General features: G+C 63.5%; 19 protein-coding genes, 1 pseudogene and 1 riboswitch. Of the genes and pseudogenes, 10 read left to right on the forward strand and 10 right to left on the reverse strand.

Annotated elements, in window-relative coordinates:
- Nucleotides 1–19: 19 nt before the first annotated feature.
- Nucleotides 20–133 (reverse strand): annotated as a pseudogene (locus tag ACG0Z6_RS11075) (IS110 family transposase); the annotation flags it as partial.
- Nucleotides 134–541: 408 nt separating this feature from the next.
- Between ACG0Z6_RS11075 and ACG0Z6_RS11080 the strand changes: the two are divergent.
- Together ACG0Z6_RS11080 and ACG0Z6_RS11085 are read left to right on the forward strand one after the other, a co-directional pair.
- A complete protein-coding gene (locus ACG0Z6_RS11080; protein ID WP_394461333.1) occupies nucleotides 542–1,108 on the forward strand; it encodes a transposase in 567 nt (188 codons plus the stop codon).
- Nucleotides 1,109–1,314: 206 nt separating this feature from the next.
- Entirely contained in the window at nucleotides 1,315–1,773 is a 459-nt protein-coding gene (locus tag ACG0Z6_RS11085) for an MAPEG family protein (protein WP_394461335.1), read from the forward strand.
- A gap of 407 nt (nucleotides 1,774–2,180) precedes the next feature.
- On the opposite strand, the gene ACG0Z6_RS11090 is transcribed toward ACG0Z6_RS11085, so the two are convergent.
- Nucleotides 2,181–2,882, reverse strand: coding sequence for an IS110 family RNA-guided transposase (locus ACG0Z6_RS11090; protein ID WP_394461338.1), 702 nt, complete (start codon nucleotides 2,880–2,882; stop codon nucleotides 2,181–2,183).
- 131 nt (nucleotides 2,883–3,013) lie between these two features.
- Complete coding sequence (locus ACG0Z6_RS11095) at nucleotides 3,014–3,922, reverse strand: EamA family transporter (protein ID WP_394461340.1); 909 nt, start codon at nucleotides 3,920–3,922, stop codon at nucleotides 3,014–3,016.
- A gap of 158 nt (nucleotides 3,923–4,080) precedes the next feature.
- Between ACG0Z6_RS11095 and ACG0Z6_RS11100 the strand changes: the two genes are divergently transcribed.
- Nucleotides 4,081–4,734 (forward strand): PEP-CTERM sorting domain-containing protein, encoded by a 654-nt coding sequence (locus tag ACG0Z6_RS11100; protein ID WP_394461342.1) that lies wholly within the window; start codon nucleotides 4,081–4,083, stop codon nucleotides 4,732–4,734.
- Nucleotides 4,735–4,805: 71 nt separating this feature from the next.
- Here the strand turns inward: ACG0Z6_RS11100 and ACG0Z6_RS11105 are convergent, their stop codons facing one another.
- The 5 genes from ACG0Z6_RS11105 to thiC are packed head-to-tail and all read right to left on the reverse strand — an operon-like array spanning nucleotide 4,806 to nucleotide 10,483.
- Nucleotides 4,806–6,437, reverse strand: a complete 1,632-nt coding sequence (locus ACG0Z6_RS11105; RefSeq protein ID WP_394461344.1) for a PfkB family carbohydrate kinase — start codon at nucleotides 6,435–6,437, stop codon at nucleotides 4,806–4,808.
- Nucleotides 6,438–6,462: 25 nt separating this feature from the next.
- On the reverse strand, nucleotides 6,463–7,260 hold the full coding sequence (locus ACG0Z6_RS11110) for a thiazole synthase (RefSeq protein ID WP_394461347.1): 798 nt from the start codon (nucleotides 7,258–7,260) through the stop codon (nucleotides 6,463–6,465).
- A gap of 1 nt (nucleotide 7,261) precedes the next feature.
- Nucleotides 7,262–7,474 carry a sulfur carrier protein ThiS gene (gene thiS / locus ACG0Z6_RS11115; protein WP_394461349.1) on the reverse strand — a complete coding sequence of 71 codons (213 nt, stop codon included), beginning with the start codon at nucleotides 7,472–7,474 and terminating at the stop codon, nucleotides 7,262–7,264.
- A 1-nt stretch (nucleotide 7,475) separates the two neighbouring features.
- A complete protein-coding gene (locus tag ACG0Z6_RS11120) occupies nucleotides 7,476–8,588 on the reverse strand; it encodes an FAD-dependent oxidoreductase (protein WP_394461351.1) in 1,113 nt (370 codons plus the stop codon).
- Nucleotides 8,585–10,483 carry a phosphomethylpyrimidine synthase ThiC gene (gene thiC / locus ACG0Z6_RS11125; RefSeq protein WP_394461353.1) on the reverse strand — a complete coding sequence of 633 codons (1,899 nt, stop codon included), beginning with the start codon at nucleotides 10,481–10,483 and terminating at the stop codon, nucleotides 8,585–8,587. The genes ACG0Z6_RS11120 and thiC overlap by 4 nt, the downstream gene beginning before the upstream one ends.
- Before the next feature lie 130 nt (nucleotides 10,484–10,613).
- Nucleotides 10,614–10,737, reverse strand: a riboswitch (TPP riboswitch).
- 233 nt (nucleotides 10,738–10,970) lie between these two features.
- Here thiC and ACG0Z6_RS11130 point away from each other — a divergent pair.
- Both ACG0Z6_RS11130 and gstA read left to right on the forward strand, forming a co-directional pair.
- Nucleotides 10,971–11,642: an energy transducer TonB gene (locus ACG0Z6_RS11130; protein ID WP_394461355.1), complete on the forward strand. Its 672-nt coding sequence runs from the start codon at nucleotides 10,971–10,973 to the stop codon at nucleotides 11,640–11,642.
- 59 nt (nucleotides 11,643–11,701) lie between these two features.
- Nucleotides 11,702–12,310 carry a glutathione transferase GstA gene (gene gstA / locus ACG0Z6_RS11135; protein WP_394461357.1) on the forward strand — a complete coding sequence of 203 codons (609 nt, stop codon included), beginning with the start codon at nucleotides 11,702–11,704 and terminating at the stop codon, nucleotides 12,308–12,310.
- A gap of 5 nt (nucleotides 12,311–12,315) precedes the next feature.
- Here the strand turns inward: gstA and cueR are convergent, their stop codons facing one another.
- A complete protein-coding gene (gene cueR / locus ACG0Z6_RS11140; protein ID WP_394461360.1) occupies nucleotides 12,316–12,744 on the reverse strand; it encodes a Cu(I)-responsive transcriptional regulator in 429 nt (142 codons plus the stop codon).
- Nucleotides 12,744–15,167 carry a heavy metal translocating P-type ATPase gene (locus tag ACG0Z6_RS11145; RefSeq protein WP_394461362.1) on the reverse strand — a complete coding sequence of 808 codons (2,424 nt, stop codon included), beginning with the start codon at nucleotides 15,165–15,167 and terminating at the stop codon, nucleotides 12,744–12,746. Before ACG0Z6_RS11145 ends, cueR begins: the two co-directional genes overlap by 1 nt.
- A gap of 101 nt (nucleotides 15,168–15,268) precedes the next feature.
- Here ACG0Z6_RS11145 and ACG0Z6_RS11150 point away from each other — a divergent pair, with 101 nt between their 5' ends.
- From ACG0Z6_RS11150 to ACG0Z6_RS11170, 5 genes are all read left to right on the forward strand, one after another.
- On the forward strand, nucleotides 15,269–15,472 hold the full coding sequence (locus tag ACG0Z6_RS11150) for a heavy-metal-associated domain-containing protein (RefSeq protein WP_394461366.1): 204 nt from the start codon (nucleotides 15,269–15,271) through the stop codon (nucleotides 15,470–15,472).
- A 312-nt stretch (nucleotides 15,473–15,784) separates the two neighbouring features.
- A complete protein-coding gene (locus tag ACG0Z6_RS11155) occupies nucleotides 15,785–18,595 on the forward strand; it encodes a TonB-dependent receptor plug domain-containing protein (RefSeq protein WP_394461368.1) in 2,811 nt (936 codons plus the stop codon).
- Between the two features lie 400 nt (nucleotides 18,596–18,995).
- Nucleotides 18,996–21,683, forward strand: a complete 2,688-nt coding sequence (locus tag ACG0Z6_RS11160; RefSeq protein WP_394461370.1) for a TonB-dependent receptor plug domain-containing protein — start codon at nucleotides 18,996–18,998, stop codon at nucleotides 21,681–21,683.
- A gap of 390 nt (nucleotides 21,684–22,073) precedes the next feature.
- On the forward strand, nucleotides 22,074–24,842 hold the full coding sequence (locus ACG0Z6_RS11165) for a TonB-dependent receptor plug domain-containing protein (RefSeq protein WP_394461372.1): 2,769 nt from the start codon (nucleotides 22,074–22,076) through the stop codon (nucleotides 24,840–24,842).
- A gap of 181 nt (nucleotides 24,843–25,023) precedes the next feature.
- Nucleotides 25,024–26,631, forward strand: a complete 1,608-nt coding sequence (locus ACG0Z6_RS11170; RefSeq protein ID WP_394461375.1) for a carboxyl transferase domain-containing protein — start codon at nucleotides 25,024–25,026, stop codon at nucleotides 26,629–26,631.
- The last annotated feature ends 2 nt before the right edge of the window (nucleotides 26,632–26,633 follow it).

Below are 26,633 nucleotides of genomic sequence, written 5' to 3' on the forward strand. Positions count from 1 at the left end.
GTGGGAGAGGGGCAGGCCACAGCTTCTCGCGTGGCACGGTTGGGCGCAGCAGCTGCGCCTTGCCTGCCTCGTTCACCCCGTGCAGGGCAAATACGTTCTTGGCGAGGTCGATACCCACAGTCAGAATGGCCATGATGTCCCCTTCCGGGTCAGTAGATGAGATACCGCACTTCCCATCGTGGCACTCAATTGCCGTTTGCCGCAATGCGGCCCGCTCGGCACGGGGAAGCCCCTTTCATTCGTTGAGGCTGTGCAAAAACCTGCCCTGATGCGGTAAGCCCGACTGGCGGGATTAGGCAGGCCCAGAGAACATGGCAGGCATCGCTGAGCCACGAGTACCGCTGATGCCGCGCTACAAGCCTGTTGATCGAAGCCCCCGATTTCTTCCGGTGGTGTTGGCCGAGCAGATTCAACCCGGGACGTTTGAGTTTGCGTTGGACCATCTGGTCGACAACGAGTTGGATCTGAGCATGCTGGACGCCAAGTTCCGCAACGACGAAGTGGGTTGTGCAGCGGTCTCGCGCTGCTGGCAGACAACCAGATGCGCCAGCGCGACGAGCGCTACGCCGAGCAGGCCAAGCACAAGGCCAAGGGCGAGGTGTTGCACGACAAACGAAAGCCCGCAGCCAGCCCCAACCCGAAGGTCAAGGGGTACTTCAGTGTGGCTGACTTCGTCTTCGAAGGTGGTAACACCTGCACCTGCCCGGCAGGCTGCACACTGCGCAGCAGCGGCGCGCTGTACAGCGCAGGGCGCTACCAGCGCCAGGAGTTCAAGGCCCGAGCCAGCGACTGCCAAGCCTGCGCACTCAGGTCGCAGTGCATCCGCACGCCGCAGACGGCGCAACGCAAGATCGCCGTGCACCTGCGCATGCCGGATGACCCGAACGAGCCGATCCACCGCATGCGCGCGGCCATCGACAGCGCACACGGCCGCCGGCTTTACAGCCAGCGCATCGCCACTGTGGAGCCGGTGTTCGGCAACCTGCGGCACAACAAGCGGCTGAGCCGGTTCACGGTTCGGGGCAAGGACAAGGTCGGCACGCAGTGGCGCTTGTTCTGCCTGGTGCACAACATCGAGAAGATCGCCAAGCGGGGTGATGGGACGTGAAACAGGGGGATATGTGCCGCCCCTCGCAGTTCACGTTGGCAAGCTTGAGACTTCGATCAGAATGGGGCCATTGACCCGGATCAGTCAGCCCGGTTTCGCGATGAAGAATCAATCCTCCTCACCACTCAACCGTCACTGCGCAGCACCCGGAAATCGGGTTATTGCCCAGCGTCGTTAGGCCCCACATAACAAAGAGGGATTGCTCGATGCATCAACTACCACTGTCGATTGAGTTTGTCGGCCCTGCCGTAGCGTTAGTTGCTTGGTCATTGGTTATGTGGCTATGGATGTATGCCACTCGCATTCCAGCCATGCTTGCCATGCAAATGAAGCCGGATTCGAACGCCCCTTCTGGCGTTCAGATGGCGATGCTTCCTCCAAAGGTTCGCTGGAAGGCAGACAACTACAACCACCTGATGGAGCAGCCCACCATCTTCTATTGCCTAGCGCTGTCCTTGGCACTCCTAGGCTGCACCAACTCAATGGCCATTACCCTGGCCTGGGTCTACGTTGGTCTTCGTGTGATACATAGCCTAGTGCAAGCGTTGACGAACAAGATCGAGGTTCGGTTCCTCGTGTTTGTGCTGTCTAATGGTCCGCTATTCGGACTCACGTACTACGCTGCAAAGCAGTTTTTGCAAATGTCTTCAGCCATTGCTGATTAGAGCCCAATAGGTCACTGTCTTGCACTCGCCAAGCATCTGCTCAGGTTTTAAGGCTCAGGCCGAAGCAACCCGCTTCCACTTCGCCGCCTAACCCCTCTAGTGGGACTCCCCAATAAATCAAGCCGTCATTGAATTCTTTGGGCATTCCGTCCCCCACGCCAAAGGCGAGCCGATGCATGGGCTCCATTCGCTCAAAGGGCCGTCGTGGCACAGACGGGTTACCGAGTTCTCCAGGCATCGGCTCTGAATGGAATTGGGGCGTTCGCGTGCGGTGGTGGCACTGAATCAGACAGACAGCATTTCTAGTGTCGGGCTTTGTTGAGGGGTTTCCTCGGCCCAGGATATGAACCGCTCGGCGGGGCTCTATTCACAGGTCGTGTCGCTGGCGCGATGCCAGCACAAAAGGGTTATGGAGTTTTCCCGCCGCCGGTCTGACTGGGGGCCAACCCCGTCCAGCTGCCAAACTGCTTGGCCGACTTGAATTGCGTGAAGTCCTCCACCGTGGCCACCACCGCCGAGGCCGTGATGGGGCCAATCCCCAGCAACGCAGCCGCCTTCTTGGCGCGCTCGTCCGTGCGCGCATGCTCGCTGATGCGCTGCTCGCACCACGCCATTTCCTCGTCCAAGCGACCCCAGTGCTTGACGTTGCGATCCAGCGCTAAGCGCAGATCACCCGGCAGCTCGTTGTTGGCGTCTTCCAGCACATCGGGCAGTGCAGCTTGCAATGCCTCAGGGCTTTGTGCAAACACCAGCCCGAACTCCGCCAACAAACCTCGGATGCGGTTGATCACGGCGGTGCGTTCATCCTTGTAGCCTTCGCGCAGCTTGTGAATGGACAAGATGCCCTGCTGCGCCGCCGTCTTGATCGGCACAGGGTGCAGATGGGGGCGCGAGGCTGCCTCGCAGATCGCCGCCGCATCCGTCGCATCGTTCTTAGACCGAGTGCCCGCCACTCGGTAGGCACCCACTTGCTGGGCAGGCAGGATGCGTGCATCCAGCCCCAACACCTTGAGCTGCCGACACAGGTGATGCGCGCCACTGCAGCTCTCACAAGGACTTCCCCACCCGTCAAGCCAAACCAATCCCTGATGGCCCGCAATGCGGGCCATTTCTTCATTGGCTTCCCCTTCAAAACCCGCCGCTGTGGCAGGGGTGGGAGAGGCAGGTCAAGGTAGCCCAAGGCGCTGTGAGGTTTGCGCTCGTTGTGGAACTGGCGCCAGGTCTCTGATACAGCGTCGCGCTACCCGGCAACCCCTGCCGCCAAAGACACCACCCCACAGCCCACCAGGGCTGCGCCACACAGGCGGCTCCAGCGGTCTTGCTCGCCCAGCAAGGTGCCGCCCAACAGCGCTCCCAGCAGCATGGACACTTCGCGTGCCGGGGCCACCAGGCTCAGGGGTGCCCATTGCAAAGCGGTCAGCACCATGATGTAGCTCATCGGGCCCAGCACCGCGACGGCCAGGGCGGCGCGCCATTGGGTGCGCAGGCTCTGGTGCAGCGCCGCCATGGGGCCGCCGGGTAGGCGCCACAGCAGCGGCGCAATCATGGGCAAGCGCAGCACATTGCCCAGGTAGTCCACCAGCAGGGGCGCGAGCAGCAGCACCTTCACGGCGTAGGCATCCACCACGGTGTAGCTGGCGATGAACACGCCGGTCAGCGCGCCCCAGCCCACCCCCAGCAATGCGCGCTGGCGTTGCTGGGGGTCCTGAGCGTGGGTGGCTTGCCAAAGCTTGGGGCCGCCCGCAATGAGCATCACGCCCACCACCACCAGAGCCACGCCCAAGGTGCCCAGGGCGCTGAGCGACTCGCCCAACACCAGCACCGCGCCCAGGGTGGCCAGCAGGGGGCCGCTGCCGCGCGCCACGGGGTAGACCACGCTCAGGTCCGCCACCCGGTAGCCGTGCAGCAGGCAGCGAAAGTAGGCCACGTGCAGGGCCGCGCTGGCGCCCACCACAGCCCAGTCGCGCAGCGCCCACTGCGGCAGGGCCTCCTGCCCCACCCACCAGGCCAGGGGCGCCCACAGCACGGTCACCATCAGGGCCGTCAGCAGCATGAAGGCGTCGCCCCCACCGGACTTTTTGGCCATCAAATTCCAACAGGCGTGACACAGCGCGGCGGCCAGCACCAGGGCCAAAGCAGTTAAAGGCATGGGGTTTGGGGTTCAGAGCGGAGCTGGTATTTTCGAACCGGAACTCATGCCAGGCGGGCGCCGCAAACAGATGCTGATTTTTACAATCCAAAGTTGCTGAGATTGGTGCGCCGCGCGGGCTTGGGCCTGCAGCGCCGCTGATCCTGTTGGAGTTCATCTTGCGCAGTACCTCTTACCTTGCCGCCTTTGTGTTGGCCATGCCAGTCTTGGCTCAGGCACAAACCGAGCCGGTCAATCTCGTCAAGAACGGCAGCTTCGAGGCCACCGTTTTGGCCAGCGGCTCGCAAGGCTCCTACGCCCGCATCGAGGGCTGGACCGCCGATCGCAACCAAACCATTGAGTTGCGCCACAACCTGGTGGGCACGGCCTTTGATGGCAAAAATTTTGCCGAGTTGGACGCTGCCAGCAACTCCACCATGCGCCAGTCGGTGCTGGGTTTCACGGTGGGTGAGACCTATACGCTGAGCTTTGCCTATGCCAACCGTCCGGGCACTTTGCCTGCCACCAACGGCTTGGCATGGTCGCTGGGCGGTGGCGTTTGGACCGATCTGGCCACACCCAGCCACGGCCCCAGCCGCGACCATCAGTGGCAGCAGTTCAGCACCACCTTTGTGGCCAACGCGGCTACGGTAGGTCTGTCTTTCAGGGCGTTGGGCATCAGCGATGCCTACGGCAGCTCGCTGGACGCAGTCAGCATCACCCGGCTGACCTCTCCGGTGCCTGAACCCAGCACCCTTGCCATGCTGCTGGCGGGTCTGGGCGTGGTGGGCTTGATGGTGCGCCGCCGCTCGTCCTTGTCCACCAGCCACTAAGACCTGCCCCACAAGCCCAGCTTTCACGCACCCGTCCGGTTCAAACGAACACCGGGCGGGTGCGTATTTTTTTAGTGCATGAGGGCTTGTGGCCGCACCCGCTCGGGCACAAAGTCGTCCAGTTGCTCCAGCGCGCGCACCAAACACACGGCGCGGGCACCGGCCATAAAACACTGCGCGGCTTGGGGGGCTTGCATGATGCCGCCGATGGCCACCACCGGCACACCGGCCCACTGCGCCCACAGCCGCACATGGGGCAGGCCTTGGGCGCGCCAGGGCATGTCCTTGGTGGTGGTGGGCCAGACCGGGCCGCAGGCGATGTAGTAGGGGGCCAGGCCGCGCGCGCGCGCCAGCTCCCACAGGCTGTGGCTGGAGAGGCCCAGCTTCACGCCGCTGGCCAGCAGCTCGCCGCGTTCCTGAGGGCTGAGGCTGGCCCAGTCTTCCTGACCCAGATGCAGGGCGCTGGCACCTTCAGCCAGGGCCAGACGCCAGTGGTCGTTGATCCACACCGTGAGCCCGGGAATCTGGGCCTGCAGCGCTTGGCGTATGGCCTGGCGCAGCTGGGCTGGGCTGTGCTCGCTGCTGGCCTTCACGCGCAGCTGCAGGTGGCGCAGCTGCGCGGGTGCGCGCCGCGCCAGGGCTTGGAGCTGGGCGGGGTCGCTGCTGATGCCATATAGCCCCGAGGCCATGCCGGTGTCGGCGCTGTGGCTGAGCATGCGCTGCCAGCGCGCCAAGGTGCTGGCGTCGGGTTGGGTTTCGTCGTCAAAGCCCATCACCGGCATGGGCGCGCGGGCAATGAATTGGCGTGAGGCCGCCACCGGGCCAGCTCCCGCGCCTGCGGCATGGCTGTCGTGCAGGGCCTGCCAGGTCAGGCGTTTGGCCAGCAACACAGCGTCGGGCAGCGGGAAGCCACGTGCCAGTGCTGCCGCGGCGGCCGTGGCAAAGCTGCAGCCGGTGCCGTGGGTGTGGACGGTGGCTAGGCGGGGCAGGGCCAGCCAGCCCTGCACAGGTCTTTCGGCTTGGGGGTGTAGCAGCGCGTGGCCCAGCAGCCAGTCCAGCGCCAGGGCTTGGGCGCCGCTGCTGGCGTTCAGATCGTCGCCGCCGGTGATGCACACGGCCAGGCTGGGTTGGGCCAGGGCGCGCAGCCGTGCAGCCAGCTCGGGCACGCTCAGGGCCTCGTGCTCAGCGCCCAGCAGGCGCTGGGCTTCACGGCGGTTGGGGGTGATGAGGTTGGCGCGCGGCAGCAGCTGCTGGCGGTAGGCCTGCAGCACCGCGTCGTCACAAAACGCCGCGCCGCCGCTGCTGGCGCCCAGCACGGGGTCCACGACCAGCATCACGGGGGCTTGTTGGCGCAGGGCGTCCAGCACTTCGCACAAGGCCTCGATGGCGGCCACGCTCGCCAGCAAGCCGGTTTTGATCACGCGCGGGGGCATGTCTTGCGCCAAGGCTTGCAGCTGCGCGCTGATGTCTGCCTTGGACAGCGGCAGCACCGCCTGCACACCTTGCGAGTTCTGCGCCGTGATGGCGGCCACCACCGGGCACAGATGCACGCCCATGGCGGCGGCGGCGCGGGTGTCAGCGGCCAGACCGGCGCCGCCACCGCTGTCGGTGCCGGCCAGGCTCCAGATGATGGGCGGGGCGCTGGGGTCAGCGTCCGCGAAAGGGGAAGGCAGGCAGGGACGGGGCCAATCGGTCAAGGGCATAGAGAGGGGGAGGGTTCGCAAACAATCAATCCAACAAAAAAGCGTGGCCGCTGACCGGGGTGGAGGGCACGGCAAAGTCTTGCTGCGCCATCAGCCCAGCCTGATACCCGGCGCGGCCTGCGCGCACGGCGTCGGCAAAGGCGCGTGCCATGGCCACGGGTTCGCGCGCTTGCGCCACGGCGGAGTTCAGCAACACGGCGTCATAGCCCAGCTCCATGGCCGCAGCCGCGTGTGAGGGCGCACCCAGCCCGGCGTCGACGATGAGCACGGCCTCGGGCAGGCGCTCGCGCAGCACGCGCAGCGCGTAGGGGTTGAGCAGGCCTTGGCCCGAGCCAATGGGCGCACCCCAGGGCATGAGCACGGCGCAGCCCGCATCCAGCAGGCGGCGGCACAGAATCAAATCGTCGGTGCAGTAGGGGAAGACGGTGAAGCCCTCGCGCACCAGTTCGGTGGCGGCGGCCAGCAGCTCGAAGGGGTCGGGCTGCAGCGTGTGTTCGTCGCCCACCACTTCGAGTTTGATCCAGCGCGTGGCGTAGAGCTCGCGCGCCATATGGGCCAGGGTGATGGCCTCGCGCGCACTGCGGCAGCCCGCGGTGTTGGGCAGCAGCTGCGCCCCTTGAGCACGCGCGGTGGCCAGAGCCTGCGCCACAAAGCCGTTGTCGCCACCGGCCAGGGTGCGCTTGAGGCCCACGGTAAGCACTTGGGTGCCGCTGGCCACGATGGCTTCTTGCAGCACCTGCGGGCTGGGGTAGCCCGCGCTGCCCAGGAAGAAGCGGCTGCTCAGCGTGTGGCCGTCGATGTGCAGGGGGTCGTGAAGGGACATATCAGCCTCCAACAATGGCTTGGAAGAGCAGCACGCGGTCGCCGTCTTGCAGCTCGGTGCTGGCGCGCAGTTCGCGGGGCACGAACTGGCCGTTGAGCGCCGTGGCGCAGGACTGCGGCGCGCGCGCTTGCTGCGCCAGAAAGTCAGCCAGGCTCAGCGCGCCGGGCAGGGTGTGGGGCTGGTCGTCCAGCCAGATGCGAATGGGGGTGGCCATGTCAAATCTCCAGCGAAGCCAAGCCAGTGGCTTGCAGCAGCTGCTGCACCAGGGCCGGAGCCAGCAGCCAGCCGTGGCGGTAAAGGCCGTTGACGCGCAGCAGCCCGGCCTGGTGCTGGGCCAGGGGCGCGTTGTCGGGCAGGGCCGGGCGCAGATTGCGGTCCAGCCGAGTGATGCGTGCTTCGCCCAGCTGCGGCAGCACGCTGTGCGCAGCGGCCATGAGCTCCACCGCGCTTTGCACCGTGACCTCGCCCCGGTCTTCGGTTTCCAGTTCGCTCGCACCCAGCACCAGCTCGGTGCTGCTGCGCGGTACGAGGTAGATGCGGTGGCGCGGGTGCAGCAGCCGCACCGGGCGCGTGAGGCCGTGCTCGGGCGCGTGCAGGGCCACCACCTCGCCGCGCACGCCGCGCAGCCCCGGCAGCTGCGCGCGAGCCCCCAGGGCGCGTGTGTCCACGGCCCAGTCGACGCTCACACAGCGTCCGTCTTGCAGCTGCAGCGCGCCAGGCGTCACGGCCGTCACGGGGCTGCTCCAGTGGAAGCTGGCGCCGTGGGCGCAGGCGTCGGCGTGTAGCGCGGCCATGGCTTGCACGGGGTGGATCAGCCCTTCGCCTTGCAGCAGCCAGCCGTGCAGGCCGCCGCTGCGCTGCAGGGCGGGTTCGAGCTGCTGCAGCGCCGCCGTGTCCAGGGCCTGAGCCTGGCCCAGCTCGGGGTGCGATGACAGCCGCGCCAGCACGCGCTGGGCTGCGCCCAAGTCGCTGCGGTGCGCCAGCAGCAGCGAACCCCGCAGCGACAGCGCCACCGGCTGCTGTGCTTGCGCCAAGCGCGCCACGATCAGGGGCCACAGCCGCAGCGAGGCCCAGCCCAGCGCGGCCACGCCCGCCTCGGCCTTTTCCAGCTCGGCCAGCGGCGAGAGCATGCCCGCCGCGGTGAAGGCCGCAGCGCCTTGCCCATCAAACGCAGGAGCCGCAGCGCAGCTGGCCTCGTAGACGCAGACGCGGTGCCCCTGCCGGGCCAGGGCCCAGGCCATGAGCCGACCCGCCAAACCAGCGCCTGCGATGGCAATGTGGGCGGCGCCCCTCTCCCGTGCGGGGAGAGGGGAGTGGGTGGCGCTCATGCTTGCGGTTGCAGGGGGATGTAGAGCTTGCCGCCGCCGGCTTTGAATTCCTCGCTCTTGGCTTGCATGCCCGCTTCGGCTTCGAGCTTGGCGGAGTAGTCACGCACGTCCTGCGTGATCTTCATGGAGCAGAACTTGGGGCCGCACATGGAGCAGAAGTGCGCCACCTTGGCCGAGTCCTTGGGCAGGGTTTCGTCGTGGTAGCTGCGGGCGCGGTCGGGGTCCAGGCCGAGGTTGAACTGGTCTTCCCAGCGGAACTCGAAACGGGCTTTGGAGAGCGCGTCGTCGCGGGCGCGCGCACCGGGGTGGCCCTTGGCCACATCGGCCGCGTGGGCGGCAATCTTGTAGGCCATCAGGCCTTCTTTGACGTCCTCGCGGTTGGGCAGGCCCAGGTGCTCCTTGGGCGTGACGTAGCACAGCATGGCGCAGCCAAACCAGCCAATCATGGCCGCGCCAATGCCGCTGGTGATGTGGTCGTAGCCCGGCGCGATGTCCGTGGTCAAGGGGCCCAGGGTGTAGAAGGGCGCTTCGTCGCAGTGCTTGAGCTGCTCGGTCATATTGGCCTGGATCATGTGCATGGGCACATGGCCGGGGCCTTCGATCATGGTCTGCACCTCGTGCTTCCAGGCCGTCTTGGTCAGCTCGCCCAGGGTGTGCAGCTCGGCGAATTGCGCGGCGTCGTTGGCGTCGGCCAGGCTGCCCGGGCGCAGCCCGTCGCCCAGCGAGAAGCTCACGTCGTAGGCCTTCATGATTTCGCAAATCTCTTCGAAGTGCGTGTAGAGGAAGTTCTCCTTGTGGTGGGCAATGCACCACTTGGCCATGATGGAGCCCCCGCGCGAGACGATGCCGGTGCGGCGCTTGACCGTCAGCGGCACGTAGCGCAGCAGCACGCCGGCGTGGATGGTGAAGTAGTCCACCCCTTGCTCGGCCTGCTCGATGAGCGTGTCGCGGAACAGCGCCCAGGTCAGGTCTTCGGCCACGCCGCCCACTTTTTCCAGGGCCTGGTAGATGGGCACGGTGCCGATGGGCACGGGGCTGTTGCGCAAAATCCAGTCGCGCGTGGTGTGGATGTTGCGGCCGGTGGAGAGGTCCATCACCGTGTCTGCACCCCAGCGTGTGGACCACACCAGTTTTTCGACTTCCTCTTCGATGGAGGAGGTGACGGCGGAGTTGCCGATGTTGGCGTTGACCTTCACCAGGAAGTTGCGGCCGATGATCATCGGCTCCAGCTCGGTGTGGTTGATGTTGGCCGGGATGATGGCGCGGCCGCGGGCGATTTCATCGCGCACAAATTCGGGCGTGATGAGCTCCGGAATGCTCGCCCCCATGGGGTTGCCCGCCAGGCGCTGTTGGCGCTCGGCATCGCTTTCGAACTGCTGCATCCATTGCATGCGCTGGTTCTCGCGAATGGCCACGTACTCCATCTCGGGCGTGACGATGCCGCGCCGCGCGTAGTGCATCTGCGTCACGTTGGCGCCGGCCTTGGCGCGGCGCGGCGTGCGGCGCAGGCCCGCGCTCATCTCGTGCAGGCGCTGCTGTTGCTGGGCTTCGCGCAGGCCGTCGTCCACCAGCTCGATCTTGCGTCCGGCATAGGCCTCGGTGTCGCCGCGCGCTTCCACCCAGGCTGCACGCGTGGCGGGCAGGCCCAGGCGCACGTCGATCTTGGCTTCGGGGTCGGTGTAGGGCCCCGAGGCGTCGTAGACGGTGACGTGCTCGCCGTTGGTGAGGGCTATGCGGCGCATGGGCACGCGCAGCTCGGAGTGGGTTTGGCCGGGGATGTAAATCTTGCTCGAGCCCGTCAAAGGCGCGCGGGTGAGCTGCAGGCTTTTGTCCAGCTCAGGACTGAGCGCGGCTTCAAGTGCGGCGGCAAGGCCTGCGTCGGTGGGGGTGTTCATGCATCGGCTCCTGAAATGTGGCTGGGCTCCGATGTGCTGGCTTGAGCCGCAGTGGCACGGCGCCAGAAGACCCCTGGCCGCGCACAGCACCGCCAAGGGGTGTTGTGCGTGTCGCTGGTGCGGTGGCACCTTAGCAGGAGCGGGCTCTTCTTACGCCGGTACAAACCGGATCAAGTTCAGCGGGTCCAAGGCTTCTCGCCTTGTCTCAGCCCGACCTGCACAACGCAGGCAACAGGGCTCCCCGGAGCTAGCGGCGAAGTATAGGTGCGCCCACTTGGCCAAAGACGCCCTGCGGCGGCCCACCATGCGAGAGGCGGTGCGGCTATCGCCCTGAGTGCACCGCAAAGGCCCTTCGCGCAGCGACACAGCCTGGGGCAAACCCACGGAGGTGCGCCCAGGGGCGCTGCCTACACTGCAGCGAGGCTGGGCGCGCACCAAGAACAGGCCAAAGCGCCCGAGCGTGTGTCTGCAGTGTTTGAGGGTGGTGATGAACAGAAAGCTATTGCACGCGGCGTGCTTGGGTGTGGGCTTGCTCATGGCGGGCGACATTGGCGCGCAGGCCTTGGGCGATGTGGAAAAGAAAGCCAAGCTCACCGATGCTGAGCGCGCCAAGCGTGACGCCGAGAAGGTCTACCAGTGGATCAAGTTCCACGCCGAGAAGTCTCCGCCGCTGCGGGCTGAACCGAACAAATCCGAGCCCAAGCCGGAGATCAAAGGCAGCCGTGCCAGCGCCGCTGCCCGTTCAGCGCAGGCTGTGGCCCCCGCCCCTGCACCTCAAACGGCGGTGGCCGCCCCAGCGGCCTCAGCGCCGGCCAGCGAGGCTACTGGCGTGGCTGCTGCGCCGCCATCGGCCGTGAGCGCCGAGCTGCCGCGCCCCGCACCGCAGCTGGCGGCGGCACCCGCACCCGAGGTGCAGCTGCAACTGCTCAAGCGCGTGGAGCCCGAGTACCCGCGTCAGCTCATCACCACGCAGCGCAGCGGCGTGGTGGCGCTGCGCTTTACCGTCTTGCCCAGTGGCGAAGTCGATCAACCCGAGGTCACTGCCAGCCCCCACCGGCGCCTCAGCACGGCAGCTCTGGACGCCGTGCGCCAGTGGCGCTTTGCGCCCATTCCGGTGGCACGCACGGTGGCCGTGGAAGTGGGCTTTCGGCTGGAGTGAGGCAGGCCCGGCGTGATGCGGTTACGCTGCGAGCTCCGTTCTTTTGAAGGAATCTGCTGATGAAGCTCTACTACAGCCCCGGCGCCTGTTCTCTGGCCCCGCACATCGTGCTGCGTGAGGCGGGCTTGCCGTTTGAGTTGGTCAAAGCCTCGACGCGCAGCAAAAAGCTCGCCGATGGCAGCGACTACCTGGCCATCAACCCCAAGGGTTCGGTGCCTCTGCTGGAACTGGACGACGGCCGCCGCCTCACCGAGGGCGTGGCCATCATGCAATACCTGGCCGATCTGGTGCCCGAAAAGCACCTCGCCCCGGCCAATGGCACCTGGGAGCGCGTGCGCCTGCAGGAATGGCTGAACTACATCACCAGTGAGCTTCACAAAGGCTTCACGCCCCTGTTCGTGCCGGGTCTGGTGGAAGAAGCCAAGCCCTTGTTCCGTGAGCGTCTGCGCCAGCGCTTTGAGTGGCTCAACCGCGAGCTCGAAGGCCGTCAGTTCCTGCTGGGAGAGCACTTCACCGTGGCTGACGCCTACCTGCTGGTGGTGAGCGATTGGGGCCAATACGTGGGCGTGGACTTGAGCGACTTGAGCCACCTCAGCGCCTACCGCGCTGCGCTGGCCGCACGCCCCGCCGTGCAAGCGGCGTTGCGCGCCGAGGGCTTGATCGAGTAAGCCCCTCAGCCCTGGGCGAGATCGTCCAGGATGGGGCAGTCGGGGCGCTCGTCGCCCCGGCAGCACTGGGCCAAGTCCTGCAGCGTGCGGCGCATGGCCTGCAGCTGCGCCAGGCGCTGGTCGAGCTCGTCGAGATGGCGCTGGGCAATGCGCTTGACCTCGGCGCTGCGGCGGCTGCGGTCGCGCCACAGCTGCATGAGCTCGGCAATCTGTGCCATCGAAAAACCCAGGTCGCGCGCGCGCCGTATGAAGCGCAGTGCATGCACATCGCGTTGCCCATAAAGCCTGTAGCCCGAGGCGGTGCGTGCTACCGCGCCGAGCAGGCCCAGGCTTTCGTAGTGGCGCAGCATCTTGGCCGACACACCCGATTGCGCGGCCGCCTGGCCGATGGTGAGGGACGCCATTTCGGCGCCGGTATTGGGTTTGCTGGGCATTAGCGATCTCGCTGACGTTTGAGCAGCAGGGCATTGCTCAACACCGACACGCTGGAGGCCGCCATGGCCGCGCCCGCGATCACCGGGCTGAGCAGCCCCAGCGCCGCTGCGGGCAGGCCCAGCAAGTTGTAGACAAAGGCCCAAAACAGGTTTTGATGGATTTTGCGCACCGTGGCGCGCGACAGGGCAATGGCCGTCGCGACCAAGCGGGGGTCGCTGCGCATGAGGGTGATGCCCGCGCTTTGCATGGCCACATCGGTGCCGCCGCCCATGGCCATACCCACGTCGGCCGCGGCCAGGGCGGGCGCGTCGTTGATGCCGTCACCCACCATGGCCACCACCGTGCCTTGGGCGCGCAGCTCGGTGACGATGCGCGCCTTGTCCTGCGGCAGCAGCTCGGCACGGAAGTCGTCCAAACCCAGTTGACGGGCCACGGCTGAGGCGGCCTGGGCGTGGTCGCCGCTGAGCATCACCGTGCGCACGCCCAGTGCGTGCAGCGCCGCAATGGCCTGGGCGGCTTGGGGGCGCAGCGTGTCGCCAAAGGCCAGCAGGGCCAGCAGCTGCGGGGGCTCGCCCGGGCTGAGCCGTGCCAGCCACGACACCGCATGCCCTTGCGTGCGCTGGTCTTCGGCCTGGGCGTGCAGGGCCTGCATCGGCACGCCCAACTCTTGCATCCAGCGCGTGCTGCCCAGCACCACTTGTGCTGTGCCGTGCTGCGCCCGCACGCCACGACCGGCCTCGGTGCTCAGCGCGGTGAGTGTGGGGGTGGGCAGCGCGATCGCATGGGTTTTGGCGTGCTCACGCACGGTCCGTGCCAGCGGGTGGTCGCTGCCCGCTTGCAGGGCCGCGGCCAGGGCCAAGGCCATGTCGGGTGTGACATTGTGTGCGGCCACCAGAGCCGCCAGCCGTGGCCGCCCTTCGGTGAGGGTGCCGGTTTTGTCAAAGGCCACGCACTGCACGCGCCGCGCCAGCTCCAGCGCACTGGCGTCTTTGATGAGCACCCCGCGCTGCGCTGCCACGCCCGTGCCCACCATGATGGCCGCTGGCGTGGCCAGACCCAGGGCGCAGGGGCAGGCAATCACCAACACCGCCACGGCGTGGATGAGGGCGCGCTCCCAATTGCCGTCAAACCAGCCCCAGCCCAGCAAGGTGGCCAGCGCCAGGGCCAGCACCACGGGCACGAACACGGCGCTGACGCGGTCCACCACACGCTGGATGGGCGGCTTGGCAGCCTGGGCCGATTCCACCAGTCGAACGATGCGCGCCAGCGTGGACTCCGCCCCCAGTGCCGTGACGCGCAGGTGCAGCACGGCCTCGCCGTTGACCGCGCCACCGACGACGGGCTCGCCCACGCCGCGCGTCACGGGCAGGCTCTCACCGCTGATCATGGATTCATCCACCTGGCTGCAGCCTTGCAGCACCACGGCATCGGCAGCAATGCGCTCGCCTGGGCGCACGATGAGCTCGTCACCCAGCTGCAGTGCCTCGATGGGCAGCTCCAGCTCCTGCTCGCCGCGGCGCACGCGTGCCGTGCTTGGGCGCAGGGCTTTGAGGGCGTCAATCGCGCCCAGCGTCTGGCGCTTGGCGCGGGCCTCCAGCCACTTGCCCAGCAGCACCAGAGTGATGACCACGGCCGAGGACTCAAAGTACAGCGCCATGCTGTGTGGGCCTTGCCGCAGCAGTTCAAACACGCTCAGGCCATAAGCGGCGCTGGTGCCCAGCGCCACGAGCAGGTCCATATTGCCGCTGCGGTCTTTCAGCGCCGCCCAGCCCGCGCGGTAAAAGCGCGCGCCCAGCACAAACTGCACCGGCGTGGCCAGCGCCAGCTGCCACCAGCCGTTGAGCATCCAGTGCTGCCCCCACAGCAGGGCCAGCATGGGCAGCGCCAGGGGCAAGGTCAGCGCGGCGGCCAGCAGGGTGGGGCCGCTGCCGCTGTGCCAGGCGCTGGGCTGGGCCTGGGTGCGCTGGCCTTCCTCCAGCGTGGCCTGGTAGCCCGCTTGGCGCACGGCCTGCAGCAAGACCAGGGGCTCCAGCGTGTCCAGGGCCTGGACATGGGCTTGATCGCTGGCCAGAAGCACCTGGGCGTGCAACACCCCCGGCACCTGGCTCAAGGTTTTTTCCACCCGTGTGGCGCAGCTGGCACTGCTCAGGCCCGCGAGGTGCAAACGCCAAGCCCGTTGACGCAAACCGTAGCCGCCTTGCTTGAGCGTGGCCGCCGAGGCCTGCAGCAGCGCTGCGGCGTCGGCCCCTTCAGCCAGTTGCAGGCGTGCCGAAGCGGTGCTCAAGAGCACATCCACCCCCGCCACGCCGGGCAGGGCCTGCAGGCGCTTTTCCACCCGTTTCACGCAGCTGGCGCAACTCATGCCTTCAATAGGCAGGTTCAGTTCGGGGGGGATGGCACTCGTGTGGGTGTTCGCAGTCATGGTGGAAGTGTCAACTCTCCCATGGGGGCAAGGTCAAGCTTGACCTTGCTATGAGGGCAAGCTTTAAGCTGATGCCTCATCCAACCCAGCGGAGGCTTCTCATGACCCACCAATTCACTCTGCCTGACCTCAGCTGCGGCCACTGCGCCGCCAGCGTGCGCGAAGCCGTGGCTGCCCTGGACGCTCAAGCCCAAGTCAGCGTGGACCTGGCCAGCAAAACCGTGCAGATCGACAGCACCGTGCCGCCCGCCCAGATGCAAGCCGCGCTCACTGAAGCCGGTTTCCCGCCAGCAGTCAGCACTTGAAACGCGTTTGTCACCGCTCGTGCCCTGGCTTGTGTTCGCTAGTCGCACGCAATGTTGGCGCGTGCCTTTCACATCCGCGTTGGCGCTTGCCCCGAGTACGGCGGCATGAAGAGCGTTGTGCTGTTCTTGAGCAGGCCGGGCCTGTTGTATTTCTGAGGAATTCACTGCTTCTTCGCTGCGGGGGCACTGCCCAGAATCACGCCTCCTCCAGAGGAATTTCAGGAAAAAATGCTGAGGCAATACCCCTGATTTGCTGGGTCCCTCCCCCTTGGCCTGCTGTGACACCGCACGGCCTACACCGCAGTAAGAAGTATGCGAATCATCTCCAAGTTCTCGCCCACGCTCAGCGCGCTGGCTGTCTCGGTGCTGTGCACGCCTGTGCTGGCTCAATCTGCGGATTCCACGCAGCCGCAGCAGCTGCAGCGGGTGGAAGTTACCGGCAGCCACATCAAGCGCATCGAAAAGGAAGGCGCCACGCCGCTGACCCTGATCCGCCGCGAAGAGATCCGCGCCACCGGCGCCACCACCATCACCCAGTTGCTGGACAAGCTGCCCAGCGCGTCGACCAACTTCGACACGGGCCGCAGCAACTCCTTTGCGCCGGGGTCTTCGTCGGTGGGCTTGCGTGGCCTGGGCCAGACCAGCACGCTGATTCTGCTGAACTTCCGTCGCGTGGCGCCTTTTGCGCTGGCCGACTACAACGAGACCTTCGTCAACCTCGACTCGCTGCCCCTGGAGGCCGTGGAGCGCGTGGAAGTGGTGAAAAACGGCGGCTCTTCGCTTTACGGTTCCGACGCCGTGGCCGGTGTGATCAACATCATCACCCGCAAAGATTTCCAAGGCCTGCTGGTCAAGGGTTCGCGCTATCAAGCCAGCAAGACGGCCAAATTCGGTGAAAACTCAGCCAGCATCACCGGCGGCTATGGCGACATCACCAAGCAAAGTTTCAACGTGCTCGGTAGCGTGGAAGTGTTCGAGCGTGACGGTGTGCCGTCGTGGCGCCCGCTGTTGGACGACGTGAACCCGAAATACAAGGCCAAGTCGCCTTCCTTCGGCACGGGCTCGACCTATGCCTACCCCGGCAATCTGGAAGGTGTGCAAGGCTTGGCGCCGATGGATGGCTGCAAGACCGTGACTCGCGGCCTGTGCATGTACGACCGCTACGAGCGCTTCCAGGTGCAACCGGCCTCCAAGCGCGTGAACGGCATCGTGAGCCTGAACTACCGGCTGGGTGAGCTGGACGGCTATGCCGAGGCCATTGGCTCGCGCACCGAGACCGCCTACGACTCTGCCTTCCAGCCCTACGGTATTGGCCTGGGTTCGACCACATGGGGCAATCCTCAGACCAACGAAGGCAAGGTGTTTTTCTACCGTGGCTTGCCCAAAGAGCACCCACTGAACAAGACCGGCTATGAAGCCGAGCTGCGTTATCGCTTCGTGGACGGCAATTCGTCGCAGTCCGTGACGGCCGACCAGTACCGCGTGCTGACGGGCCTGCGCGGTGTGTACAAAGACCTGGATTGGGACCTGGCCGTTGGCGTGATGGGCGGCAAGGCCACCCAGTCGCAATCGGGCAGCTTCAGCGAAAAGGGCTTCAAGGAAGTGATCGGCGACCCGAACGTCGACGTTTTGGCGCCAGACTTCTTCAACAAGCCCAATGGCTACAAGCTGGGCCAGGCCAACAGCGCCGCCGTGCTGGCCAAGCTCTTCCCCACCTACGGGTACACGGGCAAGACGCAGCAGACTTTCTTTGACGCCAAGTTGTCCGGCGAAGTGGGCCGCCTGCCCGCGGGCCCGGTGGGCATGGCGCTGGGCTTTGACCTGCGCCGCGAGTCGATGACCATCACCCCCACCGACAACCTGCGCACTGGCGACATCGTGGGCTACGGTGTGTCGATGTCCAAGGGCACACGCAACTTCGGTGCTGCCTTTGCTGAATTCGAGCTGCCGCTGACCAAGACCCTCAGCAGCCAATTGGCCGCCCGCGTGGACAAATTCCCCGGCTTCGGGGCGCACGTGTCTCCCAAGGCAGCACTGACCTTCCGCCCGGTCAAGGAGCTGATGCTGCGCGGCACGCTGGAATCGGGCTTCCGTGCCCCCAACCTCACCGAAACGGCCCAGGCCACCAAGTTCGCGTTCCAGTCGGTGACCGATGACAAGCGCTGCAAGCCTGCCACGGCCCTGGTCAATGATTTGCTGGCGCAAATGCCGGCCGATGGCGACCCGGTCCTGCAAGCTCGCATTGACAACATCAACCAAAACGAATGCGGGAACTCGGTGGCCATCGTCACCAAGAACAACCCCAAGCTCAAGCCCGAGACCTCGCGCATTGCATCGTTCGGCGCGGTGTTCGAGCCCACGGCCAACTTGAGCTTGAGCCTGGACTACTACCGCATCGAGCGCAAGGCCGAAATTGGCACGCAAGACCCCAACGACCTGTTGGTCAAAGAGGCTTCGCTGCCCGCAGGCACCATCGTGCGCAGCTCGCTGGTCAAGGACTTGACCTTCACGCCGGCAGAAATCCAGAAGTACGGCGTGACCGTGGGCCGTGCCGAACAGGTGGTGGGCATGTTCGAGAACATCGCCAAGACCCGCACCTCGGGGCTGGATTTGAGCGTTCGTGGGCAAAAGCGCGTACAAGGCCTGGGTGTTTTTGGTGCCGGGCTGGAAGTGAGCTACCTGCTGGACTTCAAGCGCTGGAGCGAAGCCCGCAACGGCTGGGGTGACAACCTGGCCGGGCGCTACGACTACTCCCGCACCACCTACGTGGGCAGCCTCTCGCACAGCGTGTCCGATTGGGCGCAATCCCTGCGCATGAGCTACCAGGGCGCCCAGCAGCTGCGCGGCGATTTCTATGACACCACCTGGACCGAAGCGGGCTGCAAGGTCAAGAAGCTGCAAGCCGATGAGTGCCGTATCGCGCCGTCCTACACCTTCGACTACAGCATCAGCTACTCGGGCATCAAAAACCTGGGTCTGGGCTTGAACGTCATCAACCTGCTCAACGACCGTCCGTCGGTGGACTACCGCGACTTTGGCGTGCCCTCGGGCATCGTCCCGGTGAGCGTCAACGACGTGAAGGGCCGTCAATTCAAGGTGTGGGCTCAGTACAAGTTCTTCTGAGCTACGGTCAAGCTGAGTTGAGGCCAAGTCGAATGCAAGCGCCTCACCTCAGCATGTGACTGAATGGTGGTACATCCCACATGCCCAACGGGTCCGGTCACGGACCCGTTTTTCTTTGCCTGAGAGAGGAGGGGACGGCCGCCTTGAGCAGCCGTATTGGCGTTGTAAATCGACTCCTTCGCGCAAAGTCGGAAATAACACCTTGCTGTCAATGTTGGCATCCTCAGCCATTGCTACGAAATGGTGAGGAGCACCCCTCTTTGGTGCGTCGGTGCAGCCTTGGTTGCACTGCTCTTGCAGGCATTGACACATGCGTACTCCAACGTCTTCTTTTCGCCATTCCCCCTCAGTTTGTGCCTTGGCTGCGGCCTTGCTTTGTTCGGGTGCTGTTGCGCAGGATGTGAGCCCCAATGCAGAAAAGCTCGAACGCGTGGTCGTGACGGGCACCAATATCAAGCGCCTCGCTGTGGGTTCTGAAACCGCATCGCCGGTGCAAACGATCAACCGCGACGACATCCGCCGCAGCGGTGCTACCACCGTGCGCCAGATCCTGGACACCCTGACGGCCGCAACTCCCGGCGAGCTGCGTGACGATGGCAACAACGGCAGCTTTGCAGCAGGTGCCACCGGTGTGTCCATGCGCGGCCTGGGCAAGGGTGCCACGCTGGTGCTGCTCAATGGTCGCAGGGCTGCCTACTACGCTTTGGCCGATGGGGCCAAGGAGCAGTTCCTGAACATCGACTCCATCCCGGCCGATGCGGTCGAGCGCATTGAAACCCTCAAAGACGGCGCATCTGCCATCTACGGCTCCGATGCCATGGCTGGTGTGATCAACATCATCACCCGCAGCACTTTCGAGGGCGTGACCGTCTCGGCCTCCAATGTCTGGAATGACGGCCCAAGCGCCGGGGGCTCCAGCACCGTGGCGGTGGTTGGGGGCTTGGGCAATTTGAACAAGGACCGTTACAACGTCTTTGCCAACCTCGAAGCCTTTGAGCGCCGTGGCTATACGCTGGCCGACGTCATTCATGACGCGCCGGAATACCAAACCAAGATCTTCAACCCCAACTTCGGAGCCCCGAGCCTGTTTTCCTACCCCGGAAACCTGCAAGTTGGTAGCAGGCGCGAGCCTGTGAAGGGTTGCACCACGCTGAATTCAGCGGGGCTGTGCGTCAACGACCTCAATGGCCTGAACCAGTGGTCGGACCCTGCCAAGCGCCTCAATTTCTACAGTAGCGCGCGCTTCCAAGCGACGGACGATCTGCAGCTCTTCGGAGAAGTCCACTATTCCAAGACTGAAACCGACTACCGGAGTCTGCCGTTTGCCATTGCTGCGGGCAGCCCTTCGCGCTGGTACGACGGCTACAACAAAAAGGCGCAGGAAGTGGCCCAGCCGCTGCTGGCCATCGGCAACCCAGCCAACCCCTATCCGCAAAAAGTCGGCATCAACTATCGCTTCACGGACAACGTCAACGGTCGTGAATCCACAGCCTCTGCCGACCAATACCGCGTCTTGGTCGGAGCGCAAGGCGTGTTTGCGGGCTATGACTACCAAGTCGCCCTGGGTCGCAATGCCTCGTCGGCCGACAAGTTGGACCACGTGCGCCCCAGCCGCGACATGATTGCAGCCGTGGAGTCTGGCGAGTACAAGATTGGCCAGGTCAATAGCCCGGAGCTGCTGGCGCGCATCTTCCCGGAGGCTGGCATCCTGGGGGATACGTATCAGAACTTTGCTGATGGCAAGATCTCGGGTGATTTGTTCAAGCTGCCCGGCGGTATGGCGCAGTTCGCCGCGGGTGGTGAGTTCCGCACGGAGAACGTGAACATCCGCTCCACCGACAACATCATGCGCGCTGACATCATCGGCCGTGGTGCACAGCTCACCGTGGGCGACCGCAAGCTCGCTGGCGCGTTCTTTGAAGTCAATGCGCCGGTGGTGAAGAACCTGGAGCTCAATGGCGCACTGCGCTTTGACAAGGCCTCAGGGTTTGACGGGCACTGGTCGCCCAAGCTGGGCGTGCGCTGGGAAGTGATGCCCAAGCTGCTGCTGCGCGGCACGGTGGCTGGCGGTTTCCGCGCGCCGAACATTCCTGAAACGCTGGGTCAGGTGGGCGTGACGGGCTTCTTCAACAGCATGGTCGATCCCAAGCGCTGCGACACGGCGACAAAGATCCGCGACATCTTGAAGACCGGCAATGCCGCAGACCAATCCGATGCCACCTCAGCCTACAACTCGGGCTGCTTGGCGTCGCTGCCGACGATGATTTCGTCCAACCCCAAGCTCAAGCCCGAGACCTCGTCCAGCTTCACGCTGGGCATGGTGTTCGAGGTCAATCGCAACCTGGGGGTTGCGCTGGATTACTTCAATATCGAGCGCAAGAACGAGATCAGCTACCGGGACCCGGACTTCGTGTTGGAGCGTGAGGGCAAGCCAGGCTATGAGGGTGCCATCTCGCGCGGCAGTGTGACTGAGCAGGACAAGCGCTTTGCGGACCGCGCCAACGCGCTGCGCCCTGGTGCCAATGTGGCTTGGGATGCCGGTTCCATCACCGCGCTGCTGCTGCAGTACGAGAACTTCGGCAAAACCCAAACCTCGGGCATCGACTTTGACATCAACGGGCGTACCAGCGCCGGCAGCTTTGGCAATCTGGCTGTGGGCCTGACCGCCACTTACGCGCTGATCTACCGCACTTGGGATGTGGACGCCAACATTTGGCGCCCCAACACCATCGGTTTGCGCGACCAGCCGCGTCTGCGCCTGCGCCTGGCCACCGGGTGGAGCAAGGACGACTGGAGCGCAGGCTTGAACTTCATCTACACATCCGCCACCAAGCTCAACGACACTGAGGCTGACTTTGGAACCTGGGGCGAGGCGGCGTGCCAGAAGCGCCTGAACCCGGGCGATCTGCCCTGCTTCATCCAGAGCGATCTGCGTACGGACTTGAATCTGGGCTATACCGGGATCAAGAACCTGCGCCTGAGCCTGAACGTGAACAACCTGATGGGCGAGAAGGCTCAGGTGAACCTGCGCTCCGGCTACAGCGTGCGTCCGCGCGTGTGGCGCCTGGGTGCCAGCTACACCTTCTGATTTCGCGATTCAGGGCTCGACCCCAAAACCCGGCTTCGGCCGGGTTTTTTTGTGGCTGCGACATGAAGGATGCGGGATGCGTTGTGCGGATGTCGCCCTGATTGAGTCTACTGACTTACCCTGACTTTTCTTCGCCGACCCTTGGATTTGTGCGCCCGCCAGACAAAAACAAGCCCAAAAGAGGCGCCTGATCGGGTGTCGCTTGGCTTGGCAAGGGCTTGGCAAGAGCGTTGTGGCAATCACGCCAAAGTCGGTGCATCGACGGCAGAGCCAGTCGTTCCAAGAATGAGCCATCCATCCTGCTCATGCGATCAGCTTGAGGGGAGGCAGCGGCACCTACCGGGTGCAAGAGGCAGCGATCCTGCTGTGGCATTTGAAAAAGTAGTTCTTATGCGAATCACCTCCAAACAACTTCAGCCCTCCTTGTGCGCCCTGGCTGCGGCGTTGGTCTGCGTCAGCGCACATGCGCAAAACCAGCAAACGTCGGAACCGCAACAGCTGCAGCGTGTTGAAGTTACGGGCTCCAGCATCAAGCGTGTCAACGCTGAAACCGCTTCACCCGTGCAGGTGATCGACAGGAAAGAGATTGAAAAGTCTGGAGCCAATACATTGGCTCAGATTCTGAACGCGCTGTCGCCCGCTATCGCAGGTGGCTTCGGTGACAACGGAAATTCAAGCAGCTTTGCTGCAGGCGCATCCAGTACGGCTCTTCGCAAACTGGGTACTGGCGCTACTTTGGTGCTGCTGAATGGTCGACGTGTTGCGAACTTTGCAATGGCCAACGGAGCAAAAGATACGTTTGTTAACGTCGATAGTTTCCCCGCGGATGCAATTGAGCGTATCGATATTCTTAAAGAGGGTGCCTCTGCAGTTTATGGGTCGGATGCTCTGGCTGGTGTGATTAATGTTATTACAAGAAGAAACTATGAGGGTGTTGGTGTGTCTGCCAACTACACCACATCGTCTCGGCCGAAGATCCGTGAACAGGCTACTGCGTCGATTGTGGCTGGCTACGGAAATGTAGACAGGGATCGATTCAATGTGCTTACCAATCTGGAATACTACCAGCGCAAGGCGGATACATTTGACGAAGTCCTTCCGTACTATCCTGATTGGCATCAAAAATACGTCAATCCGGCGATTGGGCTGCCTAGTCAAAACAGCACCCCGGGCAATTTTATTGTGGCAGGTAAGCCGATTTTGAATCCTGATTGCCCTGCAGCAAGCCGGAACTCTGACGGTTTGTGTGTGTTGAATTTGAATGGCATTAACAGGATAACGGATCCTGCCAAACGATTGAATGTATTCAGTTCTGCTCGTTATGTAGTAAATGACTCCGTTGAGGCTTTTGGTGAATTTAGTTATTCCAGGGTGGAGTCTGGTTACGTTGACTTGCCATTTGCATATACCTATTCGGCTACGCCATTTCAGTGGTTTGATGGGTATGCATTGAAGTTGCAGCGAGTGCCGCGTCCCTTGTATGGTGGAAAGAACTCAACGGAGAAGCCGGTTGGGATTCAATACAGATTCATGGATCCAAATATTGATTGGGACTCGAAGGCGGAAGCGGATCAGTACCGGGTTATGGCTGGCGCGCGTGGCCAATTCAAGGGTTGGGATTACGAGGCTGCGCTGGGTAGGACCGGTGCGGATGGAAGTAAAGGTGGTCGGGCAGCACATCGGGATGGCTTTACGTCGGCTCTGGCAAGTGGTGAGTATGTGATTGGGGGCAAAAACAGCGACGAACTCCTGCGTCGTATGTTCCCAAGTATTTCTCTGGGTGGGGAAAATTCCCAAACATTTGTCGACGGTAAGATTTCTGGTGAAGTTTATCAACTGGGCGGCAGGCCCGTGTTGTTGGCGGTCGGTGGTGATGTTCGCCAAGAGAGCTTGAAGATCAAGAGCAGTGACAACGTTATGAATGCCGAGATGATTAGTCGCGGCAGTGTTTGGGTTGAAGGTGAAAGAAAGCTTGCTGGCCTGTTTGCAGAGGTTGAGGCGCAACCAATTAGAAATTTGACTATCAATACAGCGGCGCGCTATGACAAGGTTGGTGGATTTGCGGGGAAGGTGTCGCCAAAGATTGGTATTAAGTGGGCGCCAATTCCTCAAATCTTGGTGCGCAGTGGCTATTCGGAAGGATTCCGCGCTCCAAATATTCCAGAAACCCTTGGTAAGGTTGGTCTGACTGGGTTCTTCAATGGGACTTACGATCCGCAGCGTTGCGAGACCGCGCAAAAAATCAATGATATCTTGAAGAGTGGCAACGCAACGGATAAGGCGTGGGCCTCTGCTGCGCTTGGCTCCGGTTGCTCGGTTTCAATTCCTGCAATGATTACTGCAAACCGCAATGTGAAGCCTGAGTTGTCCAATAGCATTACCTTCGGTGTGGTGCTGGAGCCAAGCAGGAATTTCTCGATGTCTGTGGACTACTGGCGGATTGAGCGAACCGATGAGATTAACTATCGGTCGCCATCTTATGTCTTGGGTAAGGAAGGTCAGCCTGCCTACGATGCAATGATTGCCCGACAGGAGATATCTGAAGATGATATGGTTCGCATTAATCGTGCTAACCAAGTGAGTCCTGGGGCGAATCTAAGCTGGAAGGCCGGTCAGCTGGTCACGCTGTTGCTGGGGTACGAGAATTTTGGCAAGACGTTGAATTCCGGTGTCGATGTCGAGGTCAGTGGGCGCTTGAAGGTCGAAAACCTTGGGACGATTCGCACATCTTTGCAGACGACGTATGCCTTGCAGACGAAATCTTGGGACATTGATCGAAATGCGTATCGGCCCAATACGGTTGGTTTGCGCGGAAATCCTCGAATGACGTCGGTGTTTACCTTGGGTTGGGATCGTCAGGATTGGAGTTCGACGGTTCGTGTGACTCACTCGACTCGTACTGAATTGAATTTCGATGAGTATGATGCGGCAAACTGGAGTGAGGCAAACTGCGCCAGAATCAAAAAGGCGACGGATGTCCCCTGCTATACCGATGAGAGTGTTTTTGTGAATCTTGGTGTCGCCTACACGGGAATTAAAAATACTAGCGTTAGTTTGAATGTCGGAAATTTGCTCGGTTCTGAAAACCCGATCGATTTGCGAGGTGGGTATAACGTAGCTCCTAGAACCTATCGCTTCGCAGTCAGCCACAAATTCTGAGCCGATTGAGTTGACGACGTTCTCCCGCCTGGTGTGGGAGTCGACAGCGCCACAAGCGACATGGTCCGCTGTGGCGCTTTTTCATTTGCAGGGTCGATTTTCTTGCATGCTGCAGCATACTGATGCAGTTGAGTCCCTCTACCCCCTCGGTTTTTGACCCGCCATTGCCCCAGGAGCATCTATGCCCGTGCTGCGCACACAGCTGAATGTCCGTTCGGAAGATTTCCTCAACAGCCAGCGTGCCATGCAGGGGCTGCTGGAAGATTTGCAGCAGCAGTTGGAGCGCATCGCGCAGGGTGGTGGGGAGGCCGCGCGGGCCAAGCATGTGGCGCGCGGCAAGCTGCTGCCACGGGAGCGGGTGCAGCGCCTGTTGGACCCTGGCACGCCGTTTTTGGAGATTGCGCCGCTGGCCGCACTCAACTGCTATGACAACGCCGCGCCCGGTGCGGGCTTGATTGCGGGCGTGGGTCGCATCAGCGGTGTGGAGTGCGTGGTGGTGTGCAACGACGCCACGGTCAAAGGCGGTACCTACTACCCGCTGACCGTCAAAAAGCATTTGCGTGCGCAGGAGGTGGCGGCACAAAACCACCTGCCCTGCGTGTACCTGGTGGATTCGGGCGGCGCCAACCTGCCCAACCAGGACGAAGTTTTCCCTGACCGCGACCATTTCGGCCGCATCTTCTACAACCAAGCCAATCTCAGCGCCCAAGGCCTGGCGCAGATTGCCGTGGTGATGGGCTCATGCACGGCAGGCGGCGCTTATGTGCCGGCCATGAGTGACGAGACCATCATCGTGAAGAACCAGGGCACGATTTTTCTGGGCGGCCCGCCGCTGGTGAAAGCCGCCACGGGCGAGATGGTCAGCGCCGAGGATCTGGGCGGTGGTGATGTGCACACGCGCTTGTCCGGCGTGGCTGACCACCTGGCGCAGGACGATGTCCACGCCCTGGCCTTGGCACGCCGTGCCGTGGCGCAGCTCAACCGCGTCAAGCCTCAGCCGCTGCGCGTGCAGGCTCCGCGCGCGCCGCTGTTTGACGCCGCCGAGCTGCACGGCGTGATTCCCACCGACACGCGCAAGCCCTTTGATGTGCGCGAGGTGATTGCGCGCATCGTTGACGGCTCCGAGTTCGACGAATTCAAGGCCCGCTACGGCGCCACCCTGGTGTGTGGCTTTGCCCATATCGAGGGCATGCCCGTGGGCATCGTGGCCAACAACGGCATCTTGTTTGCCGAGAGCGCCAACAAGGGCGCGCACTTCATCGAACTCTGTTGCCAGCGCAAGATCCCGCTGGTGTTCCTGCAGAACATCACCGGCTTTATGGTTGGGCGCAAGTATGAGAACGAAGGCATTGCCCGCGCTGGCGCCAAGATGGTGACGGCCGTGGCCTGTGCCAACGTGCCCAAGTTCACCGTCATCATCGGCGGCAGCTTTGGGGCCGGGAACTACGGCATGTGTGGTCGTGCCTACTCGCCGCGCTTTCTGTGGATGTGGCCCAACGCGCGCATCTCGGTGATGGGTGGCGAGCAGGCCGCCAGCGTGCTGGCCACCGTCAAACGCGACGGCATCGAGGCCAAAGGCGGCAGCTGGAGTGCCGCTGAAGAAGAGGCCTTCAAGGCCCCCATTCGCCAGCAGTACGAAGACCAAGGTCACCCCTACTACGCCAGCGCGCGCCTGTGGGACGACGGCGTGATCGACCCCGCTGACACGCGCCGTGTGCTGGCGCTGGGATTGTCGGCTGCGCTCAATGCGCCCATTGCGGATGCGCGTTTTGGTGTGTTTCGCATGTGAGG

Source organism: Roseateles rivi (assembly GCF_043555845.1).
GTDB lineage: Bacteria > Pseudomonadota > Gammaproteobacteria > Burkholderiales > Burkholderiaceae_C > Roseateles > Roseateles rivi.

Coding starts and splice junctions, on each gene's coding strand:
- ACG0Z6_RS11080 (WP_394461333.1), top strand. CDS start 542: ATGCGCCAGCGCGACGAGCGCTACGCCGAGCAGGCCAAGCACAAGGCC.
- ACG0Z6_RS11085 (WP_394461335.1), top strand. CDS start 1,315: ATGCATCAACTACCACTGTCGATTGAGTTTGTCGGCCCTGCCGTAGCG.
- ACG0Z6_RS11090 (WP_394461338.1), bottom strand. CDS start 2,882: ATGGCCCGCATTGCGGGCCATCAGGGATTGGTTTGGCTTGACGGGTGG.
- ACG0Z6_RS11095 (WP_394461340.1), bottom strand. CDS start 3,922: ATGCCTTTAACTGCTTTGGCCCTGGTGCTGGCCGCCGCGCTGTGTCAC.
- ACG0Z6_RS11105 (WP_394461344.1), bottom strand. CDS start 6,437: ATGCCCTTGACCGATTGGCCCCGTCCCTGCCTGCCTTCCCCTTTCGCG.
- ACG0Z6_RS11110 (WP_394461347.1), bottom strand. CDS start 7,260: ATGTCCCTTCACGACCCCCTGCACATCGACGGCCACACGCTGAGCAGC.
- thiS (WP_394461349.1), bottom strand. CDS start 7,474: ATGGCCACCCCCATTCGCATCTGGCTGGACGACCAGCCCCACACCCTG.
- ACG0Z6_RS11120 (WP_394461351.1), bottom strand. CDS start 8,588: ATGAGCGCCACCCACTCCCCTCTCCCCGCACGGGAGAGGGGCGCCGCC.
- thiC (WP_394461353.1), bottom strand. CDS start 10,483: ATGAACACCCCCACCGACGCAGGCCTTGCCGCCGCACTTGAAGCCGCG.
- ACG0Z6_RS11130 (WP_394461355.1), top strand. CDS start 10,971: ATGAACAGAAAGCTATTGCACGCGGCGTGCTTGGGTGTGGGCTTGCTC.
- gstA (WP_394461357.1), top strand. CDS start 11,702: ATGAAGCTCTACTACAGCCCCGGCGCCTGTTCTCTGGCCCCGCACATC.
- cueR (WP_394461360.1), bottom strand. CDS start 12,744: ATGCCCAGCAAACCCAATACCGGCGCCGAAATGGCGTCCCTCACCATC.
- ACG0Z6_RS11145 (WP_394461362.1), bottom strand. CDS start 15,167: ATGACTGCGAACACCCACACGAGTGCCATCCCCCCCGAACTGAACCTG.
- ACG0Z6_RS11150 (WP_394461366.1), top strand. CDS start 15,269: ATGACCCACCAATTCACTCTGCCTGACCTCAGCTGCGGCCACTGCGCC.
- ACG0Z6_RS11155 (WP_394461368.1), top strand. CDS start 15,785: ATGCGAATCATCTCCAAGTTCTCGCCCACGCTCAGCGCGCTGGCTGTC.
- ACG0Z6_RS11165 (WP_394461372.1), top strand. CDS start 22,074: ATGCGAATCACCTCCAAACAACTTCAGCCCTCCTTGTGCGCCCTGGCT.
- ACG0Z6_RS11170 (WP_394461375.1), top strand. CDS start 25,024: ATGCCCGTGCTGCGCACACAGCTGAATGTCCGTTCGGAAGATTTCCTC.